General features: G+C 59.1%; 19 protein-coding genes, 1 pseudogene and 1 riboswitch. Of the genes and pseudogenes, 7 read left to right on the top strand and 13 right to left on the bottom strand.

Annotated features, from left to right (window positions below; all coding sequences use genetic code 11):
- Positions 1-53: 53 nt before the first annotated feature.
- The 4 genes from gcvP to BN77_RS34790 form a co-directional block, all read right to left on the bottom strand.
- The gene (gene gcvP / locus BN77_RS13795) at positions 54-2,918 is read right to left on the bottom strand and encodes an aminomethyl-transferring glycine dehydrogenase (protein ID WP_007532818.1); all 2,865 of its coding nucleotides are present in this window, start codon (positions 2,916-2,918) and stop codon (positions 54-56) included.
- Positions 2,918-3,280, bottom strand: a complete 363-nt coding sequence (gene gcvH / locus BN77_RS13790; protein WP_007532816.1) for a glycine cleavage system protein GcvH — start codon at positions 3,278-3,280, stop codon at positions 2,918-2,920. Before gcvH ends, gcvP begins: the two co-directional genes overlap by 1 nt.
- Before the next feature lie 24 nt (positions 3,281-3,304).
- Positions 3,305-4,441 (bottom strand): glycine cleavage system aminomethyltransferase GcvT, encoded by a 1,137-nt coding sequence (gene gcvT / locus BN77_RS13785; RefSeq protein WP_040677781.1) that lies wholly within the window; start codon positions 4,439-4,441, stop codon positions 3,305-3,307.
- 153 nt (positions 4,442-4,594) lie between these two features.
- A riboswitch (glycine riboswitch) is annotated at positions 4,595-4,687 on the bottom strand.
- A gap of 113 nt (positions 4,688-4,800) precedes the next feature.
- Positions 4,801-5,070 (bottom strand): hypothetical protein, encoded by a 270-nt coding sequence (locus BN77_RS34790; protein ID WP_007532809.1) that lies wholly within the window; start codon positions 5,068-5,070, stop codon positions 4,801-4,803.
- A gap of 118 nt (positions 5,071-5,188) precedes the next feature.
- Here BN77_RS34790 and crcB point away from each other — a divergent pair, with 118 nt between their 5' ends.
- The 7 genes from crcB (at position 5,189) to BN77_RS13745 (ending at position 10,694) form a co-directional block, all read left to right on the top strand.
- Complete coding sequence (gene crcB / locus BN77_RS13775) at positions 5,189-5,566, top strand: fluoride efflux transporter CrcB (RefSeq protein ID WP_007532806.1); 378 nt, start codon at positions 5,189-5,191, stop codon at positions 5,564-5,566.
- An 88-nt stretch (positions 5,567-5,654) separates the two neighbouring features.
- A complete protein-coding gene (locus BN77_RS13770; protein ID WP_007532804.1) occupies positions 5,655-6,647 on the top strand; it encodes an RluA family pseudouridine synthase in 993 nt (330 codons plus the stop codon).
- Positions 6,644-7,312 carry an HAD-IA family hydrolase gene (locus tag BN77_RS13765; RefSeq protein WP_007532802.1) on the top strand — a complete coding sequence of 223 codons (669 nt, stop codon included), beginning with the start codon at positions 6,644-6,646 and terminating at the stop codon, positions 7,310-7,312. Before BN77_RS13770 ends, BN77_RS13765 begins: the two co-directional genes overlap by 4 nt.
- On the top strand, positions 7,305-8,090 hold the full coding sequence (locus BN77_RS13760; RefSeq protein WP_040677179.1) for an ATP12 family chaperone protein: 786 nt from the start codon (positions 7,305-7,307) through the stop codon (positions 8,088-8,090). Before BN77_RS13765 ends, BN77_RS13760 begins: the two co-directional genes overlap by 8 nt.
- Before the next feature lie 70 nt (positions 8,091-8,160).
- Positions 8,161-8,616, top strand: coding sequence for a hypothetical protein (locus tag BN77_RS13755; RefSeq protein WP_007532799.1), 456 nt, complete (start codon positions 8,161-8,163; stop codon positions 8,614-8,616).
- Between the two features lie 32 nt (positions 8,617-8,648).
- The gene (locus tag BN77_RS13750; protein ID WP_007532797.1) at positions 8,649-10,181 is read left to right on the top strand and encodes an acyl-CoA carboxylase subunit beta; all 1,533 of its coding nucleotides are present in this window, start codon (positions 8,649-8,651) and stop codon (positions 10,179-10,181) included.
- A gap of 126 nt (positions 10,182-10,307) precedes the next feature.
- Entirely contained in the window at positions 10,308-10,694 is a 387-nt protein-coding gene (locus BN77_RS13745; RefSeq protein WP_007532794.1) for a DoxX family protein, read from the top strand.
- A gap of 43 nt (positions 10,695-10,737) precedes the next feature.
- On the opposite strand, the pseudogene BN77_RS13740 reads toward BN77_RS13745, so the two are convergent.
- The 9 genes and pseudogenes from BN77_RS13740 to BN77_RS13700 all read right to left on the bottom strand — a co-directional run.
- Positions 10,738-10,896, bottom strand: a pseudogene (locus BN77_RS13740) (DMT family transporter); the annotation flags it as partial.
- A gap of 78 nt (positions 10,897-10,974) precedes the next feature.
- The gene (gene fghA / locus BN77_RS13735; RefSeq protein ID WP_007532791.1) at positions 10,975-11,808 is read right to left on the bottom strand and encodes an S-formylglutathione hydrolase; all 834 of its coding nucleotides are present in this window, start codon (positions 11,806-11,808) and stop codon (positions 10,975-10,977) included.
- 5 nt (positions 11,809-11,813) lie between these two features.
- Entirely contained in the window at positions 11,814-12,272 is a 459-nt protein-coding gene (locus tag BN77_RS13730; protein ID WP_007532789.1) for a YaiI/YqxD family protein, read from the bottom strand.
- A gap of 99 nt (positions 12,273-12,371) precedes the next feature.
- Entirely contained in the window at positions 12,372-12,950 is a 579-nt protein-coding gene (gene gfa / locus BN77_RS13725; RefSeq protein WP_007532787.1) for an S-(hydroxymethyl)glutathione synthase, read from the bottom strand.
- A gap of 103 nt (positions 12,951-13,053) precedes the next feature.
- Positions 13,054-14,181, bottom strand: a complete 1,128-nt coding sequence (locus tag BN77_RS13720; RefSeq protein ID WP_007532784.1) for an S-(hydroxymethyl)glutathione dehydrogenase/class III alcohol dehydrogenase — start codon at positions 14,179-14,181, stop codon at positions 13,054-13,056.
- 88 nt (positions 14,182-14,269) lie between these two features.
- Complete coding sequence (locus BN77_RS32125; protein ID WP_244426181.1) at positions 14,270-14,521, bottom strand: hypothetical protein; 252 nt, start codon at positions 14,519-14,521, stop codon at positions 14,270-14,272.
- Positions 14,522-14,740: 219 nt separating this feature from the next.
- On the bottom strand, positions 14,741-16,750 hold the full coding sequence (locus BN77_RS13710; protein ID WP_007532782.1) for an acetyl-CoA carboxylase biotin carboxylase subunit: 2,010 nt from the start codon (positions 16,748-16,750) through the stop codon (positions 14,741-14,743).
- 85 nt (positions 16,751-16,835) lie between these two features.
- Positions 16,836-17,543, bottom strand: a complete 708-nt coding sequence (locus BN77_RS13705) for a hypothetical protein (RefSeq protein ID WP_007532780.1) — start codon at positions 17,541-17,543, stop codon at positions 16,836-16,838.
- A gap of 97 nt (positions 17,544-17,640) precedes the next feature.
- The gene (locus tag BN77_RS13700) at positions 17,641-18,567 is read right to left on the bottom strand and encodes a DMT family transporter (RefSeq protein WP_081593549.1); all 927 of its coding nucleotides are present in this window, start codon (positions 18,565-18,567) and stop codon (positions 17,641-17,643) included.
- Between the last annotated feature and the right edge of the window lie 656 nt (positions 18,568-19,223).

Genomic DNA, 19,223 nt, shown 5'->3' with positions numbered 1-19,223 from the left:
TTCAGTGTATATGGGAAAACGGCCCTCCCCGAAAAGGGAAGGCCGTTGGGGTGTTATTCAGCCGCTTCCGCGTAGCTCTCAACCGGCGGGCAGGTGCACACCAGGTTGCGGTCACCGAAGACGTTGTCGACGCGGTTGACTGGCGACCAGTACTTGTCGACGCGGAAGGCGCCGGGCGGGAAGCAGGCCTGTTCTCGCGAATAGGGGCGGTCCCATTCGCCGACAAGATCTTCCACCGTATGCGGGGCGTTCTTCAGCGGGTTGTTCGCCTTGTCGCAACGGCCTTCCTCGATGTCGCGGGCTTCCTGACGGATCGCCAGCATCGCCTCGCAGAAGCGGTCGAGCTCAGCCTTGGTTTCCGATTCTGTCGGCTCGATCATCAGCGTTCCGGCAACCGGCCAGCTCATGGTCGGGGCGTGGAAGCCGCAGTCGATCAGACGCTTGGCGACGTCGTCTACGGTCACGCCTGCGCTGTCGACCAGAGGGCGGGTGTCGATGATGCACTCGTGCGCCACGCGGCCAGCCTCGGACTTGTAGAGCACGTCATAGGCGCCCTTCAGCCGTGCGGCGATGTAGTTGGCATTGAGGATCGCAACCTTCGTCGCCTGCGTTAGTCCTTCGCCGCCCATCATCAGGCAGTAGCTCCAGGAGATCGGCAATATCGACGCCGAGCCAAAGGCTGCCGCAGAGACCGCACCTGAGCGTCCATCGGTTTCTGGATGGCCTGGGAGGTAGGGTGCCAGATGCGCCTTGACACCAATCGGACCCATACCGGGACCGCCCCCGCCATGTGGGATGCAGAAGGTCTTGTGCAGGTTGAGGTGGGACACGTCGGAGCCGATGTCACCAGGACGGGACAGGCCGACCATGGCGTTCATGTTGGCGCCGTCGAGATAAACCTGACCACCGTGGTTGTGGACGAGGTCGCAGATTTCCTTGACGGTTTCCTCGAACACGCCGTGCGTCGACGGGTAGGTGATCATGCAGCAGGAGAGGTTTTCCGCGTACTGCGCCGCCTTGGCGCGGAAATCGTCCATGTCGATATCGCCGTTCTCGCGAACCTTGACGACCACGACCCTCATGCCGACCATCTGTGCCGAGGCAGGGTTTGTGCCGTGCGCGGAGGTCGGGATGAGGCAGACGTCGCGGTGACCATTGCCGTTGGCGATATGGTAGTTGCGGATCGTCAGCAGGCCAGCATATTCCCCTTGCGCACCGGAATTCGGCTGCATGGAGAAGGCATCATAGCCGGTCACGGCGCATAGCTTCTCTGTCAGGTCATCGATCATCTCGCGATAGCCGAGTGCCTGATCGGCCGGAACATATGGATGGATATCCGAGAACTCGGGCCACGAGATCGGCAACATTTCCGCCGTCGCGTTCAGCTTCATCGTGCAGGAGCCGAGCGGGATCATGGCGCGGTCGAGCGCCAGATCGCGGTCCGAGAGCCGGCGGATGTAACGGGTCATCTCGCTTTCGGCGCGGTTCATGTGGAAGATCGGATGCGTCAGGTACTCACTGGTCCGGGCGAGGCCCTTCGGCAGGCGGTAGCTCGGCTCGAAATCGGCGACCGCGAAGTTGCCGCCAAAGGCACGCCAGACGGCTTCCAGCGTTGCGGGGCGGGTGCGCTCGTCAAGGCTCATGCCGATCTTGGTGCCACCGACCTTACGCAGGTTGACGCCTTCGGCGACGGCTGCGCGCAGGATGACGCCCTGCATGTGGCCGACATCGACGGTGATCGTGTCGAAGAAAGTCTCGGGCTCGATCGTATAGCCGAGCTTTTCAAGGCCCTTCGCCATCAGAACGGCCTTCTGGTGGACCTGCTGTGCGATCGCCTTGATGCCCTTCGGGCCATGGAAGACGGCGTACATCGAAGCCATGACCGCAAGCAGCACCTGCGCGGTGCAGATGTTCGACGTCGCCTTTTCGCGGCGGATATGTTGTTCACGGGTTTGCAGTGATAGGCGATAGGCGCGGTTACCGCGTGCATCGACCGAGACGCCGACGAGGCGGCCAGGCATCGAGCGCTTGTGTGCGTCCTTGACCGACATATAGGCCGCATGCGGGCCACCGTAACCAACAGGGACGCCGAAGCGCTGCGACGAGCCGATGGCAATGTCAGCCCCCATCTCGCCGGGCGACTTCAGCAGGGTCAGCGCAAGTATGTCGGCAGCGACGATGGCGACGGCGCCGGTCTGGTGCAGGCGCGAGATCAGGCCGGTGAAATCATGCACATGGCCGTGCGTGCCCGGATATTGGAAGATGGCGCCGAAGACGTCCACCGGATCGAGATCGGCGAAGGGGTTACCGACGATGACACTCCAGCCAAGCGGTTCGGCGCGGGTCTTGATCAGCTCGATCGTCTGCGGATGGCAGGCGGCATCGACGAAGAAGGCCTTCGCCTTCGATTTGGAGACGCGCTCGGCCATCGCCATGCCTTCGGCCGCAGCGGTCGCTTCGTCAAGCAACGAGGCGTTGGCGATGTCGAGACCGGTGAGGTCGCAGATCATCGTTTGATAGTTGAGCAGCGCTTCGAGGCGGCCCTGCGAAATTTCCGGTTGGTATGGCGTATAGGCCGTGTACCACGCCGGGTTTTCCAGGATGTTGCGCTGGATGACCGGCGGCGTGATCGTGCCATAATAGCCCTGGCCGATCAGCGAAGTCAGGACCTTGTTCTTATTGGCGGTTTCGCGCAGTTTGTCGAGTGCTTCGCGCTCGGTCATTGGCGCGCCCCACACGAGCGGCGCCTTCTGACGGATCGATGGCGGCACGGTGGCGTCGATCAGTGCGTCAAGGCTGCCGTAGCCAATGACCTTCAACATGTCCGTCATTTCGCTCGGGGAGGGACCGATATGGCGACGATTTGCAAAGTCGTAGGGCTGGTAGTCGGTAAACTGGAATTCGGTCGGCGTGGTCATTACGCAGTGAGCTCCTTATAGGCCGCTTCATCAAGCAGGCCATCGGCATCAGCGGCATTTGCAAGCTTCAGCTTGAAAAACCAGCCGGCGCCCTGAGGATCGGAATTGACCAGTGACGGATCGGCGACAATGGCCGGATTGACTTCGGTAATCTCGCCCTCAAGCGGACAATAGACGTCGGAAGCAGCCTTCACGGATTCGACTGTTGCAGCATTGTCGTTCTTTGAGAAGGTGGCGCCGACTTCCGGCAATTCGACGAAGACGAGGTCGCCGAGCTGTTCAACGGCGTAGGTGGTAATCCCAACCGTCGCAACCTCGCCTTCAATCTTCAGCCACTCGTGTTCTTCGGTAAACTTCAGCATGATTGTTCTCTCCGGAAAAATGTTTCAGCGTTTGTAGGTCGGCGTAATAAAGGGGAGGGTACTGACGGTGACCGGCAGAAACTTGCCGCGCACTTCAGCGTAGACTTGCGTTCCAACGCCTGCTTGGCCGACGGGGACGTAGCCCATCGCGACAGGGCCATCGACGGTCGGGCCAAAACCACCCGAGGTCACTTCCCCAATCTCAGTCTTCCCGTCGGGATCCGCAAAAAGCTTCGAGTGGCCGCGAACAGGGGCCTTGCCCTCGGGCCTCAGGCCGACGCGGCGGCGCGCAGCACCCCTTTCAAGCTCGGCCAATATGCGGTCTGCGCCGGGAAAACCGCCGGCACGCGCGCCGCCGGTCTTGCGAACCTTCTGGATGCCCCATTCGAGCGCTGCTTCGACCGGAGTCGTGGTGGTATCAATGTCGTTGCCATAAAGGCAAAGGCCGGCCTCGAGGCGAAGGCTGTCACGGGCGCCGAGGCCGATCGGCTGCACGTCCGGGTGCTCAAGCAACCGCTTGGTGACATCCTCGGCCTTGTCCGCCGGGATCGAGATTTCGAAACCATCCTCGCCGCTGTACCCGGAGCGCGAGACAAGACATGAAACGTCGTGCAGTCGGCAGTGGCGCACATCCATGAACTTCATCGCGGCGACATCGGCCCAAAGCTCCGCGAGCACTTCGACGGCGCGCGGCCCCTGCAGGGCGATCAGAGCACGATCGAGCAGCGTGATATCGCAGGTGTCACCCAGATGCTTCTGCAGGTGAGCAAGGTCGGCATCCTTGCATGCGGCATTGACGACGACGAAGAGGTGATCGTCAAGATGGGTGATCATCAGGTCGTCAAGAATGCCGCCGTTTTCGTCGGTGAAGAATCCGTAGCGCTGGCGACCTTCGCCAAGACCGAGGATATCGACCGGGACGAGGCATTCCAGAGCAAGAGCAGCGTCCTCATACTTTCCCGACTTTGCCTTGATGACGACCTGGCCCATGTGAGACACGTCGAACAGGCCGGCGGACGTGCGGGTCTGGATGTGCTCTTTCATCACGCCGGCCGGATATTGCACCGGCATGTCATAGCCCGCAAAGGGAACCATGCGGGCGCCAAGCGACAGATGCAGCGCGTGAAGCGGGGTTTTCTTGAGGGCAGCAGTATCGTCCAACGACGCCTCCGGGGTTTGCGCCTGGAATTCCATGCGCGGGCTCAAATCTTCAGACGCGGTTGCGCCTTGCTTTCGAGCCCCCTCTGTCCCTTTGCCTGAGATTGTTATCCCTTCGGCGAGCGTTTCGAGAACGCCTCTCTCCAGAGTTCCGTCTGCCCCTTGCTGGTCCTTTGGCCTGAGAGTTTCCGGGGCGGTTGCTCCTTCGGCACCGGTCACAGACGAACCGGCTTCTCCCAACAAGGTCGAGGGCAATTATCTGGCCAAGGCTATACTTGGCAAGGGGGGAATGTCGCCACCGAGCAAATTTTTGTCGCGTGCTTTTGACGGCGGCCGGCCGCGGGCGCGTCCACGAACGGTTCTCAGCTGTCGCTGTAGAGCTCTAGGGCCTGTTTCAGCCCAGCTTGCGGCTGCCTTTGTCCCATCGTCATAAGATCCAAGGCGACTTCCGTCGATCGGATAATATTGGCTGGCTCTTCCACGTCTTGGCCGCTTGCTGCTTTGATTTGACGATCGACAGCCCGACGCGCCTCCTTCGCAGCCGTACTTGCGGACACGCGCTGCGGAATGCGAAGTGTTTCGAACGCTGCGGCGGCGGTGTTCGCGGATATGCTACCTACCAAGACTGTCATATTGTGAGAATAGGACGCCCTACGTTCTTAACTCGCTAAATTAACCGCCGGCATTTTATCCATCTTGATCTTCTCCGGAGATGATCGGAGTTTCCGGCACGTAAGAAAGAGACGACTCATGATTCAGGCCATACTCGTCGCCGTCGGCGGCGCAATCGGTTCCGTCCTTAGATACTACGTCAGCCAGTGGGCTCTAAAGCTCGCAGGCCCGGCGTTTCCGTGGGGAACACTGACCGTCAATGTTGTCGGCTGCTTCGTCATTGGCGTATTCGCGGAAATGATCCTTAAACGCTTCGACGCATCGCCGGAATTGCGCTTGCTGCTGATCACCGGCTTCCTCGGCGGCCTGACGACATTCTCCTCATTCTCGCTCGATGCAATCACGCTTTTTGAGCGCGGCGCGGCGCTGTCGGGCGCCCTCTACATCGTTGCGAGCGTCGGCCTGTCGATGGCCGGTGTGATCTGCGGACTGGCGCTCATGCGCGCGATCTTGTGAATACGGTTTCCGTTTTCAGCGAAAATGCTCTAAAGCCAGCCGCAAAGTCCGCGTGGCGGGCGGATGACCATTTTCCGAAAGATGACGTATGGCGGGTATCGAACACATAAAGGTGGAGCTGGATGAGGCGGGCATGCGGCTCGATCGCTGGTTCAAGGTGCACTTCCCCGGTCTCGGTTTCGGCCCACTCCAGAAGCTTCTCCGATCTGGGCAGGTCCGCATTGACGGCGGGCGTGTGAAGAGTGACACCCGCGTGCAGCCCGGACAGATGGTGCGCGTGCCGCCCCTCGATGTCGACAAGGTGAAAACGGGGCCGATCGCCAGCCGCGATCTGAAGCACTCCGGCGATTTCGAACTGTTGTCGCGGATGGTGCTGCACGAAGACGACAAGGTCATCGTCCTCAACAAACCCGCCGGTCTTGCGGTGCAGGGCGGCTCGGGCGTGACGCGCCATATCGACAAGATGCTCGAAGCCTGGACCAGTGCGAAAGGCGAAAAGCCACGTCTGGTGCACCGTTTGGACCGGGATACATCGGGTGTCCTCGTCGTGGCACGTACCCGCGGCGCTGCACAAAAGCTCACAGCCGCCTTTCGTGAGCGCGATACCAAAAAGACCTACTGGTCGCTTGTTAAAGGCGTTCCGCGCAAGCACGAGGACAAGATCTCCACCTGGCTTGTCAAGGAAGCAACGCCGGACGGCGATCGCATGCGGATCGCCAAGCACGGCGAGGACGGCGCCGACCACGCCGTTTCTTACTACCGCGTCATCGAAACAGCGGCGCAGCGCCTCGCCTGGCTCGAAATGGAGCCCTACACCGGCCGCACGCATCAGCTTCGCGTCCATGCCCTTCATATTGGTCACCCGATCATTGGCGACCCTAAGTATTTCGACGACGATCCGAATTGGGACTTCCCCGGCGGCGTTCAAAAGCGACTGCACCTGCACGCACGTCACATCGATATCCCGCATCCGTCCGGCGGGCGCTTGCGCATAACCGCGCCCCTGCCGCCTCACATGCTGCAAACCTGGAATCTGTTGGGATTTGATGAGAACTCCGCCGACGGAGCCGACGACGAATGAAACTGGCACTCTTCGATTGCGACGGCACTCTTGTCGACAGTGCGGCATTGATCCATGAGGTGATGACGAGGACCTTCGTGCATTTCGGATACGACAGGCCTGATGTCTCGCTAACCAAGTCGATCATCGGGCTGACGCTTGATATCGCGATCACGCGGATGCAGGGCAAGCCCCATGTGGACGACGAAGCGATCGCGATGACGGAGCACTACAGGGCGATCTACTCCGGTGTCCGTGACAAATCCGGAATGGATGTGCCTCTGTTCAATGGCATCAAGCCGCTGATCGATGAATTGGCGCGCAATGATGATGTCCTGATCGGCGCGGTGACCGGCAAGTCGCGTCGCGGACTTGTCCATATTCTCGAAACACACGGTCTTGCCCCACATTTTATCGTTACCCGCACTGCGGATGACTGCCCATCGAAGCCACATCCGGCTATGGTAGTGGAGTGCTGCGACGAGACCGGTATGAACCCCACCGACGCCATCGTTATCGGCGATGCCGTGTACGATATGCAAATGGCCAAGGCCGCCGGCGCGAAAGCGGTAGGCGTATCGTGGGGTTATGCCAGCGTGAATGATTTGATGGCTGCCGGTGCCGACGGCATTGTTCACCACCCGAGTGACCTATTGAGCTATTTTTCCGAGGTGAAACATGCGTGATCTGTTGAACGACATGGCCGAAGGATTGAGCCATCCAGATCCGATCCGTCGTGCTCAGATCCAGATGAAGAAGCCGTTGCCGAAGCGCTTCTACAAGACAGTCACAGTTGCCAAGCTCGACGAAGGCTTTTTAATCGAACTGGATGGCAAGGCGATCCGAACGCCAGCCCGTAAACTGCTGGTCGTCGCAACCAAGCCGCTCGCAGAACTTGTTATGGGTGAGTGGGAAGCCCAAGCCGAGCACATAGACCCGTCGGCCATGCCCGTGACGCGGCTTGTCAACACCGCCATTGACGGGGTTGCGACCGACACCCAGGCCGTCTTTGAAGACATCCTCCGTTTTTCTTCGAGCGATCTTCTTTGCTATCGTGCGGACGGGCCAGAAGCGCTCGTAGAGCGTCAGAAGGAGCTTTGGGACCCGGTGCTTGACTGGGCCGCGAATGCGCTCGGTGCGCGCTTCATCCTTATTGAAGGCGTTATGCACCACGATCAACCGCGCGACGCCATTTCCGCATTTTCATCGGCATTAAGACGACACGACAACGCGACTGCGCTGGCGGCCCTGCATACCATCACGACCTTGACTGGCTCCGCACTGCTTGCGCTCGCCTTTGCCGAAGGCGTGTTTCCGGCGAAGGAAGTTTGGTCTCTCGCGCATCTCGACGAAGACTGGACGATCGAGCATTGGGGCAGCGACGAAGAGGCCGAGGAACGGCGCAAGAAGCGCTTCGAAGACTTCAAGGCCGCTGCCGACGTTTTTTTGGCCCTGAAGGGCTAAAACATGTTGCGTTGACGCCGGTTATCGCGAAAATCTGCGAGTCTATCGGGGGTGGATGCGGATAATCTGAATGAACTGGCTCAAGTCGTGCTTTTTTCGGGTTGCGCTTGTCTGCACCGCCCTGGCGTCCTGTTCGATCTTCGCAAAGCAGCAGCCCGGCCCCATCTATGATGTCCGCAGCGCCGTTGTGGTCAGCTCGCAGAAGATACCGCCGGCAATCCTCTCTGGTGTCGGCGACCGGGTAAATTCCGCAATCAACGCGACGGTGCGAACAGAGGTCTATCCGCGCGTCGTATTGACGATACGGATCCTCTACGTCGAAAAAGGTCAAGGCTTGGACAAGAGCCGGAATATCGCGAAGGTCAGCATTGATGCCGCTTCCGTCGACGATGGATCGGTTATTGCTGTTAGCTCGTTCGAAGTGACCAGCTTCTCCAACAGCCCGACAGCAGCCGATGAGATCCTTGCTGAAGATATCTCCGCTCGCATCCGTTCCGCTTTCTCACTGCGCGCCGGCAGCGCCTGAACCGGCCGCGAATTCCGCGGCGAGGAGTATCCATGAAGGAAATTCTTGAAGAACTCGAACGTCGCCGTGGCGTGGCTCGGCTTGGCGGCGGCAAGGCGCGCATCGATGCACAGCATCAACGAGGCAAGCTGACGGCGCGCGAGCGGATCGATCTTTTCCTGGATGAGGATTCCTTTGAGGAGTTCGACATGTTCGTTGAACATCGATCGAACGACTTCGGGATGGACAAGGCCCGAATTGCCGGCGATGGCGTGGTCACCGGCTGGGGAACGGTGAACGGACGAACCGTCTTCGTCTTCGCCAAGGACTTTACGGTGTTCGGGGGCTCGCTCTCCGAAGCACATGCCGAGAAGATCATGAAGGTACAGGACATGGCGCTGAAGAACAGAGCGCCAATCATCGGCATCTACGATGCCGGCGGTGCTCGTATCCAGGAAGGCGTGGCCGCGCTTGGCGGCTACGCCGAGGTGTTTCAGCGCAATGTGCTCGCCTCTGGGGTCATTCCACAGATTTCCGTCATCATGGGACCGTGCGCGGGCGGCGACGTGTATTCCCCGGCGATGACCGATTTCATCTTCATGGTCCGCGATACGTCCTACATGTTTGTGACCGGGCCAGACGTGGTGAAAACCGTTACCAATGAAACCGTTACAGCCGAGGAACTCGGTGGCGCATCGGTGCATACGACCAAATCTTCGATTGCCGATGGTGCCTACGACAACGATGTCGAGGCACTGTTGCAGGTCCGCCGGCTCATCGACCTGCTGCCACAGTCGAACACCTCGCCAGTCCCCGAAATTGAATGTTACCAGTCAGTGACGGACATCGACGCATCGCTGGATACACTGGTGCCGGCGAATGCGAACAAGCCCTACGACATCAAGGAATTGATCCTCAAGACAGTGGACGAGGGCGATTTCTTCGAGATCCAGTCAAGCTTCGCTAGAAACATAGTTTGCGGCTTCGGGCGGATCGAGGGATCGACGGTCGGCTTTGTGGCAAACCAGCCGATGGTGCTCGCCGGCGTGCTCGACAGCGATGCGTCGCGAAAGGCAGCAAGGTTCGTCCGCTTCTGCGACTGCTTTAACATTCCGATCGTGACATTTGTCGACGTGCCTGGTTTCTTGCCCGGAACCGCGCAGGAGTATGGCGGGCTGATCAAGCACGGCGCAAAGCTCCTGTTTTCCTATGCCGAAGCGACCGTGCCAAAGCTAACCGTGATCACGCGCAAAGCGTTCGGGGGGGCTTACGATGTCATGGCATCCAAGCATCTGAGGGGCGACCTGAACTACGCCTGGCCGACGGCGCAGATCGCGGTCATGGGTGCCAAGGGCGCCGTCGAGATCATTTTCCGCAAGGATATCGCCGATCCTGAAAAGATCGCCGCGCATACGAAGATGTATGAGGATCGGTTCCTTTCCCCATTCGTGGCGGCCGAGCGTGGCTATGTTGACGAGGTGATAATGCCGCATTCTACGCGGAGGCGCCTGGCGCGAGGCCTCAAGATGCTTCGCAACAAAGATCTGAGCAATCCCTGGAAGAAGCACGACAATATTCCGCTTTGAGAAGACGGGAGTGGGAAAGCTTGAGGAAAATCAAGAAGAAGTGATCGGCCGTCAATGATCCGTGTCTTCTTTCCTTTTCGCGAAGCATCTAACGCTCCGCTGTCTTTACTCAAAAGGAGAGTCTCCATGGAACGACTGAGCGCATATCAGCCCTACGGGCTTGCGGCTTTGCGCGTCATTGCAGCGCTGCTGTTTATCGAACACGGGACGATGAAGCTTTTCGCGTTCCCGGCCGCGCAGATGGACGGCCCGTTGCCGCCCTTGCTGCTGGCCGCGGCTTTGCTCGAATTGGTCGGTGGCCTTCTCGTGCTGATCGGCCTGTTTACGCGACCAGTCGCCTTCATCCTCTCGGGTCAGATGGCCGTTGCCTATTTCATGGCACACGGACAGAAAGCGTTCTGGCCGGCACTGAATGGTGGCGAAGCTGCAATTCTGTTTTGCTTCATCTTCCTGTTCATCTTCTTCGCCGGACCTGGCGCGCTCTCGATTGACCAACGCAAGGCGACCGCCTAACAGACAGTGCCGTGGTCGGCCTTGCCGATCACGGCACTGCGGCTCATGCTGTCGCCTTCAAGCCGGCGATCCCGGCGACAATCATTGAAATGCAGAGCAGACGTGGAGCAGTGGCGGCATTACCGAGCAGCCAGATGCCAAGCAACACCGTGCCAACAGTGCCGATACCAGTCCAAACCGCATAGGCCGTCCCGAACAGCAAATCAGATGCCCAGGACTTCGAAGCCGTTCAGGTAGGGTAGGAAACATAGTGGCGGAGCTACCAACCGTTTCTTGCGCCTTAAGCAAGCCGCTCGGCGTGCCACCTCATGTGATCATCCATGAAAGTTGAGATGAAGTAGTAGGAATGGTCATAGCGCTCATGCATGCGCAACGTGACCTTGATATCCGTATTCTTCACGGCGTCTTCGAACAACCAGGGACGCAGCCCGTTCTCCAGGAAACCATCAGCCTTCCCCTGGTCGATCAGGAACTCGGGAAAACGTGCTCCATCGCTTACCAAGGCACAGGCATCATACTTGCGCCATGAAGCGCGATCTCGGCCCAAGTACTTCTCGAATGCCGGTGCCGACCAGTCCGCGGTGCAAGGCTCCACGATCGGCGCAAAAGCCGAGCAGCTCTTGAAACGATCCGGGTTCTTGAGCGCAATGGTCATGGCGCCATGACCACCCATCGAGTGACCAAAGATGCCCTGGCGAGTCATGTCCATGCGGAAATGTTGGCTGACATAGGCCGGTAGCTCTTCGGCGATGTAGGTGTACATCTGGTAATGTTCCGACCAAGGTTCTTCGGTCGCGTCAAGGTAGAAGCCGGCGCCCTTGCCCATCTGCCAGTTCGTGAGTTCATCCGGTACGTCATTGCCGCGGGGGCTTGTGTCCGGGCAGACGATAATCAGGCCGAGTTCTGCAGCCATACGCCGATACTCACCCTTTTCTACGACGTTGGCATGCGTGCAGGTTAAGCCCGAGAGATACCAGACAACCGGGCAGGGCTCTTTGATTGCCTTTGGCGGAACGAAGACGGCAAAGGTCATATCGCACTTGCAGGCGTCGGATTCATGCGTGAAAACACCCTGCATGCCGCCAAAGGCCGTTGTCTGTGAAATGATGTTCATTCTTTTTAATCCATTCTTGGGGTGAGCGCCTTGGCCCGGCGGCACAGGCGGTCGAAGGTTTCGAGAAAACGGGAGCGATCCTTCGGGGCAAAGGCGGCATTGTACCCCTTGCTTTCGCCGGTCTCTCTTAAGTGAGCGCCGAGATCACGCATGGCACTCGCCAATCCGATATTCGTGTCGTCAAAGACCCGGCCTGTCGGGCCGCTAACCAGCGCGCCGGTCGCCACGCAGCGCACAGCAAGTGGGACGTCCGCGGTGACAACCACGTCACCGGCGCCGGCGTGCTCTGCGATCCAGTTGTCGGCAGCATCAAAAGAGGCCGAGACAATGACGTTATGCACCATCGGGTCGCGCGAGGGCCGCAGACCCGAATTTGCGACGAAGGTCACTTCGATGCCGTGGCGCTCGGCGACCTTGAGGATTTCCGGCTTCACGGGGCAGGCATCTGCATCGACATAAATCATGAATTTCAATCTTCGGCTGGAACGCTACGCGGCCCAAGGGCCGCGTAGCGGTGGTTCGTTCGGGTCTCATAGTCCGACGGCTGCCATGCGTTCAAGATGTCACGCTTCTCTCAGCGTGCCTGCCTTCTTCGCCACCCAGGTTGCAATCACATCCATCAGTGTAGGGTTCAGGCAATCATAGGGCGTCAGGCCGAGTTCGTTTAAGCGACTGCGGACGCCTTCCATTGCCGAAGGCGGGGTGCCCGATTCAATGATCGACGAGACGAAGGCGGCGAATGTTGGCTCCGGCCAACCACCTTCCTGAAATCGCTCCGGATGAATGAAGTCCAGCGCTTTGAATGCATGTTCGCGCTCCACCGGCCCGTACATGTGAACGCCACAGGCATTGCAGGCGTGGCGGCGGATCAATGCATCGGGATCGACGACCTGAAGCTTGTCGCCGTTCTCCAACACCGTGACGTTTTCGTGCGGGGTCACTGCGACGATGGAAAAAGCCGCTCCGTTCGGCTTCCAGCATTTCGTGCAGCCGCAGGCGTGATTGTGAGCGATGGCGCCCTTGATCGCGACCTTCACCGGACGGTCAATGCAGGCACAGACGAGCGTGCCGCCATTGAAACTGGCCTCGCCTTTCTTCACCCCGCCATCGAGCGCGGGATGTATCGATACTTGACTTGGCATGTTCAGCTCCTCCTCCTAAGCTGCCCACAGCTCCCAAATCAGGATCAATTTGCGCAAAAGCCGCGGGCCATTTCAAAGTTGCGCCGCATTCCGTCGTCTTTGCTCAATACAGTACCACGCTTCTGATGCTCTCGCCGGAATGCATGAGCTCGAAGCCCTTGTTGATGTCTTCGAGGGCCAGGGTGTGGGTGATCATCGGGTCGATCTCGATCTTGCCCTGCATGTACCAGTCGACGATCTTAGGCACATCGGTGCGGCCGCGCGCGCCGCCGAAGGCGGTGCCCATCCAGGAGCGGCCGGTAACCAGCTGGAACGGCCGGGTGGAGATCTCCTGGCCGGCGCCGGCAACGCCGATAACCACCGACTTGCCCCAGCCGCGATGCGAGGCTTCCAGGGCCTGCCGCATCACCTTGGTGTTGCCGGTGCAGTCGAATGTGTAGTCGGCGCCACCGATGAGGTCGGCACCGCGCTTCGTCATGTTGACGAGGTAGGGGACGATGTCGTCGCCGACATCCTTCGGATTGACGAAATGCGTCATGCCGAAGCGCTCGCCCCAGGCCTTCTTGTCGTTGTTTAGATCAACGCCGATGATCATGTCGGCACCAGCAAGCCTGAGGCCCTGGATGACGTTCAAACCGATTCCGCCGAGCCCGAAAACGATGGCGGTCGCGCCGATCTCCACCTTGGCGGTGTTGATCACCGCACCGATGCCGGTCGTCACACCGCAGCCGATATAACAGATCTTGTCGAAGGGGGCATCGGGATTGACCTTGGCAACGGCAATCTCCGGCAGCACTGTGAAATTGGCGAAGGTCGAACAGCCCATGTAGTGATGGATCTTGTCCTTGCCGATCGAAAACCGCGAGGTGCCGTCCGGCATCAGGCCTTGCCCTTGCGTTGAGCGGATGGCGGTGCACAGATTGGTCTTGCGCGACAGGCAGGACGGGCATTCGCGGCATTCCGGCGTATAGAGCGGAATGACGTGGTCGCCCTTCTTCACCGAGGTGACACCCGGGCCGACATCGACGACAATGCCGGCACCCTCATGGCCGAGGATTGCCGGAAACAGCCCTTCCGGATCGGCACCCGACAAAGTGAAGTCGTCGGTATGGCAGATGCCGGTCGCTTTCACCTCGACCAGTACTTCCCCGGCCCGCGGTCCCTCCAACTGCACGGTCATCAATTCAAGCGGCTTGCCAGCCTGAACGGCAACGGCGGCACGAACGTCCATGTCGAGTGTCTCCTGCTGATTTGATTGCGCCGACCTTCGCATGCAGGACGCGGCCGGCTCAAGGAAAAACTGCCCTCAAACGTGCGTTTCAGCCCCAAATAGGCTGATTGCGTCGGCGACTGCACAACTTGCGCCAGGGGAGCTTTTCAGTCGCGAAACTAATGGCATAGCCATGCACGGCAATCGCAGCGCAAAGGCCGAAGGCGACCAGCATACGTTCGCCATCCTTCATCTCATGGAGCATCTGGCGCGGTTTGAAGGGCCGCCACTGATGACGCTCACAATCGTAAAGACCCAGCAGGGCTACCGTCAGTATGTGGGCAGGCAGACCGATCTCCAATCCGATTCCGAGAATGTAGCCCCCTTGCCACAAAGATAGCCGCGACCTGCAGTCGTCTCGTGCGGAAAAACTGCCTCGACAGGTTGCTTAACAACGTCCTAGCGATCAATCAGTGCGCGACTTGCTTTTGGACCAGCGGGATTCCTCGCCTTCCACAGCATATCGGGAGCGCATCGATAGATACGGCCGAGAGGGATCGTTTCTGCGCGCAAGCGCTCGTCAGGCAAATTCGAGGATGATAGCGTCGACCGCCAAGCTCTCTCCCGGCTTGGCGTTTATCTTGCTAACGACAAGATCTCGTTCGGCGCGCAGGACGTTCTCCATTTTCATGGCCTCGACGACGGCCAGCGTTTCACCCGCCTTGACCTCCTGGCCCTCGACTACAGCGATAGAAACCACAAGTCCGGGCATCGGGCAGAGCAAGAGTTTCGACGTATCCGGCGGAAGCTTTATTGGCATCAGCTTCTCGAGCGCAGCATGGCGCGGCGTGAGCACCTTGGCTTTCAGGGATATTCCTTGCCAGTCCATCCGAAGACCGTTGAGAACGGGGCGGATCTGGGCAATCACTCTTTGGCCCGCGATCTTGCCACGCCAAACGGCGTCGCCAGGTCGCCAGTCGGTGACGACGTTGGAAACCTTGCCTTCGATCTCGATGTCCATGTCGAACGGGATCGTCACGAGGCCCTCCAGCAAACGCGCCTCGACGTAGTTGTCACCGAGTTTGATAGTCCATTCCTCGCGGCTCGCGCCAGATGAGGCGCGCAACCGGTCGATGAAACGTTCCCTACGATTTTTTTCGATGAGAGAGGCTGAAAGAGCAACGGCCGCCAAGACGGATTCTTGGCTCGAATCCGGGATCGGCGGGGAAAACCCGTCCGGATACTCCTCGGCAATGAAACCAGTCGACAGGTGTCCTTCCCGCCAGCGAGGATGCTTCATCAGTGCAGCGAGGAAGGGAACGTTATGTTCGATTCCGTCGACAACGAAGCCGTCCAGCGCCTCGCCCATCGCTTCGATCGCCTCCAGGCGTGTTGCCGCCCAGGTGCACAGCTTGGCGATCATAGGATCATAATACATCGAAATCTCGGCGCCCTCGAAGACGCCTGTGTCGTTACGCACGATGGCGTTGGCAGCCTTGCCTTCGGCGGGCGGGCGATATCGCGTCAATCGACCGATTGAAGGCAAGAAGTTGCGATAGGGATCTTCGGCGTAGAGCCGGCTCTCGATCGCCCAGCCGTTGAGCTTTATGTCGCTTTGGGCGAACGGAAGTTTTTCACCGGCAGCAACACGGATCATTTGCTCGACCAGATCGATGCCAGTGACCAGTTCGGTCACCGGATGCTCGACCTGTAGGCGTGTATTCATTTCCAGAAAATAGAAGTTCCGGTCGCGATCCACGATAAACTCCACGGTGCCAGCGCTCTGGTATTCCACCGCCCGGGCCAGGGCGACAGACTGCTCGCCCATCGCCGCACGTGTCCTGGCATCCAAGAAAGGCGAGGGCGCTTCTTCGACAACCTTTTGATTGCGGCGTTGGATCGAGCATTCGCGTTCGCCGAGATAAACGACGTTGCCATGTGCGTCAGCGAGCACCTGAATCTCGATGTGACGAGGCTCTACGACGTATTTCTCGATGAATACGCGATCGTCGCCAAAGGAGCTTCTCGCCTCGGAACGCGCCCGATCGAAACCGTCGCGCACTTCTGCTTCGCTCCAGGCGATGCGCATGCCCTTGCCGCCACCGCCGGCGGAGGCCTTGATCATGACGGGATAGCCGATCTCGGCTGCGATCTTTTCTGCTTGCTGCGCATCGTCGATCACGCCGAGATAACCGGGGACGGTGGAGACGTTGGCGGCATTGGCGAACTTCTTTGACTCTATCTTATCGCCCATCGCCCTGATCGCTTTTGGCTTCGGACCGATGAAAACAATGCCTTCCTTCTCCAACGCTTCACAAAACGACGCCCGCTCGGACAGAAAGCCGTAGCCGGGATGGACCGCTTCCGCGCCCGTCCGTTTGCAGGCTGCGATGATCTGATCGGCGACGAGATAGCTTTCGGCGGCTGCCGCCGGACCAATATGAACAGCCTCGTCAGCCATTTCCACGTGGAGGGCATCCCGATCCGCATCCGAAAAAACCGCCACCGTCGCGATTCCCATTCGGCGCGCGGTCTTGATAACGCGGCAAGCGATCTCGCCGCGATTCGCGATCAGGATTTTCTTGAACATGAAGACTCCACCCAAAACATGCGTTCCGGAGTTTTACGCATAAAATCCCGGCACGCACAATCAGCGGAAAGAATATCGACGGGCGTCAGGCGACGGCGGTTTCGTTTCCGAAGTTGTCGTCAACGATCCTCAGCCAACGGCTGCGCCGAGGGACTGTGGCATATTCCACGAGCTGGAGCGCCGAGAGGATGTCAGCCCAACGCGGATGATTTCCGGCCGGGAGCGTTTCCTCGGCGATTTGCATCAGGACGCTCCAAGTGAGAGGCGGAGCATGGATGACACCGCCATCGCTTATCCCACGCAAAACCCGCATCACATAGTCGATGTCCTGGCGGCTGATGCCCTTGCGATCGACCGCGCGCAACAGCTTGTAGCCGCCAATGTCTTCGCCCAACGCGAGACGCAGCTGGTCGAGTGCGAAGGCGCGCAGCTCATCCGGCACATTCGCGGAGATCTCCATCGCATGCAAAACCAATTCGAGCTCCAGGGCTGAATTGACTACGCCGGCGGTTGAGACCATGCGTATAAGCCAGGCCACGTTTATCTCGTCGAGCGATCCTTGAGGGTAGGTATAGTTGACGATGAAATCCGCGAGCTGCTCAACGAAAAAGGAGCTCCACTCCGGGCATTTCTCTGGGCAAGAATTGTTCAGCGCCAGCATGGCGACCACGTCGTCCGAGGTCCGTATCCCTTCCGGGAAGGTGTGCTTGCGCAGCAGACTGATATCTTCGGCCGTCAGCCGATGCTTCCCGGCAATCACACATGCCGGAAACGCGAGACGGAATTCGCTCATCTTTTATCTCCAGACCTCATCATGAGGCCGAAGGCCCTTCTACCGCGAGCGAATTGATGATCCCTCAATAAGCAGTGTTAACGGCGCGCTCAATCAGTCACGACGATTTTAGCGATCGCGCCTGCACGCGTTCCCGCCAGATGATGAAGAGACCGGACGCAACGATGATCAAGATGCCGATCCACTTCGAAAGGTTCGGAAAGTCGCCGAACAGTGCGTAGCCGAGCACCGTTGCGGAGATGATCTCGAAATACTGGAAGGGTGCAAGCAGCGATAACGGTGCCAGCCGGAAAGCTCGTACGATGATCATATGGGCATAGCCCGAAATCGTCCCAAGGATCAGCAGCAACGCGAGCGCCAGCGCGGAGGACGGCAAGGAGAGGTGAAAATCACCGACTCCGAGCCCATTGCCCACGATCAGTGCCGCCGCCATGAAGGCCGTGCCGCCAATGCCTGCCATCGTCTGCATCGTCAGCGGCGAATCGGCATTGCCGATTGCCCGGTTCAAAAAGAGATAAAGCGAATAGAGAAACGCACAGAAAACGGGCAGGAGCGCTTTCAGGCCAAAGATTTCGTAGCTCGGCTGGATGACGATCATCGCGCCGCCGAAACCGACGAAGATCGCCATCCACCGACGCCAACCGACTCTGTCACCGAGGAAGATCGCCGAAAGCGCAGTGAGCATGAGCGGCTCGACGAAATAAATCGCGAACACGTCCGCGAGCGGCATGTATTTCACCGCAACGAAGAAGAGCAGGCTCGCAGCACCGTGAAGAACTCCGCGCAACAGATTCATCCAGGGCCGTTTGGCGTGTAGAGCCTTGCGGCCGAAAATCAGGAATAGAAACGGCAGCGTGCAGACGAGCTGGAAGAAGAACCGGTAGAATGTCACCTGGCCTGGCGACATCGCCTCGAAGGTCGCCATGTATTTCGCGATTGCATCCATCGCCGGCAGCACCAGCATGGCGCCCGCCATCAGGGCCATTCCCTGGAGAGGATTATGATGTTCGGGAGGATTGCGCATCGGTAAGATTCTATATCAGGTCCAAGGCCCTATACAAAAAGTCACGGTTTGGGTGAAGGGTCGAAGACCCACTAACGGATGCCGTTCGGCGATTGGAACAACGCTCTTGGACTTCGACTATCGAGGGCCATCAATGGCTGGTGATGTCCTCCTCCGAGAGTGTAGATTGTCCCACTGCGCGCCCAGGCTGTCGATTCAGTTCGATTGAAGGAAATGGGTAGGCATGCGCAGAAGACCAAGAGGCAGAGCGCCGGCGACACGCCGAGGAGAAGTCAGCGGATGATAAGGGGGCGGTGAAGGAGCCTTAGCGCGGCGTCCCAGAGCATCAGGCAAGCAAGATCATCGGCAACGGGTAGAGCACGGCTACCGCCATGGCCTGAGTTACCACCGATGGCTGTCACATTCTCGGTCTTCGACCGCATACCGCATGGCCTGCTCTCGGCTACAGCCCAACTTCTGTATGTGATAGTCAATGAGAGACTGTCGCTGCCCTTCGCTCATGATCGAGAAGACTGCACGGAACCGACGTTCAGCCTCTGACGCGCTGGACTGCCTCGGTGCGGGAAGGCGCATACTCTGGAGCAACGGCGCAAATAAACAGAAAGCGAGGAAGCCGATACCCGCGCCGACCACGGCAGCCATCACGTATTGCATTG

It is taken from the genome of Rhizobium mesoamericanum STM3625, from assembly GCF_000312665.1.
GTDB classification, from domain to species: domain Bacteria; phylum Pseudomonadota; class Alphaproteobacteria; order Rhizobiales; family Rhizobiaceae; genus Rhizobium; species Rhizobium mesoamericanum.
This window is presented reverse-complemented; position numbering and strand designations above follow the sequence as displayed.

Bases quoted from the DNA above. Each gene is read 5' to 3' on its own strand.
- gcvP (WP_007532818.1), bottom strand. From the start codon at position 2,918: ATGACCACGCCGACCGAATTCCAGTTTACCGACTACCAGCCCTACGAC.
- BN77_RS13755 (WP_007532799.1), top strand. From the start codon at position 8,161: ATGAACTGGCTCAAGTCGTGCTTTTTTCGGGTTGCGCTTGTCTGCACC.
- BN77_RS13705 (WP_007532780.1), bottom strand. From the start codon at position 17,543: ATGAGCGAATTCCGTCTCGCGTTTCCGGCATGTGTGATTGCCGGGAAG.
- gfa (WP_007532787.1), bottom strand. From the start codon at position 12,950: ATGCCAAGTCAAGTATCGATACATCCCGCGCTCGATGGCGGGGTGAAG.
- fghA (WP_007532791.1), bottom strand. From the start codon at position 11,808: ATGAACATCATTTCACAGACAACGGCCTTTGGCGGCATGCAGGGTGTT.
- BN77_RS13765 (WP_007532802.1), top strand. From the start codon at position 6,644: ATGAAACTGGCACTCTTCGATTGCGACGGCACTCTTGTCGACAGTGCG.
- BN77_RS13720 (WP_007532784.1), bottom strand. From the start codon at position 14,181: ATGGACGTTCGTGCCGCCGTTGCCGTTCAGGCTGGCAAGCCGCTTGAA.
- BN77_RS13745 (WP_007532794.1), top strand. From the start codon at position 10,308: ATGGAACGACTGAGCGCATATCAGCCCTACGGGCTTGCGGCTTTGCGC.
- BN77_RS13700 (WP_081593549.1), bottom strand. From the start codon at position 18,567: ATGCGCAATCCTCCCGAACATCATAATCCTCTCCAGGGAATGGCCCTG.
- BN77_RS13760 (WP_040677179.1), top strand. From the start codon at position 7,305: ATGCGTGATCTGTTGAACGACATGGCCGAAGGATTGAGCCATCCAGAT.
- gcvH (WP_007532816.1), bottom strand. From the start codon at position 3,280: ATGCTGAAGTTTACCGAAGAACACGAGTGGCTGAAGATTGAAGGCGAG.
- BN77_RS13750 (WP_007532797.1), top strand. From the start codon at position 8,649: ATGAAGGAAATTCTTGAAGAACTCGAACGTCGCCGTGGCGTGGCTCGG.
- BN77_RS13710 (WP_007532782.1), bottom strand. From the start codon at position 16,750: ATGTTCAAGAAAATCCTGATCGCGAATCGCGGCGAGATCGCTTGCCGC.
- BN77_RS13730 (WP_007532789.1), bottom strand. From the start codon at position 12,272: ATGATTTATGTCGATGCAGATGCCTGCCCCGTGAAGCCGGAAATCCTC.
- BN77_RS34790 (WP_007532809.1), bottom strand. From the start codon at position 5,070: ATGACAGTCTTGGTAGGTAGCATATCCGCGAACACCGCCGCCGCAGCG.
- crcB (WP_007532806.1), top strand. From the start codon at position 5,189: ATGATTCAGGCCATACTCGTCGCCGTCGGCGGCGCAATCGGTTCCGTC.
- BN77_RS13770 (WP_007532804.1), top strand. From the start codon at position 5,655: ATGGCGGGTATCGAACACATAAAGGTGGAGCTGGATGAGGCGGGCATG.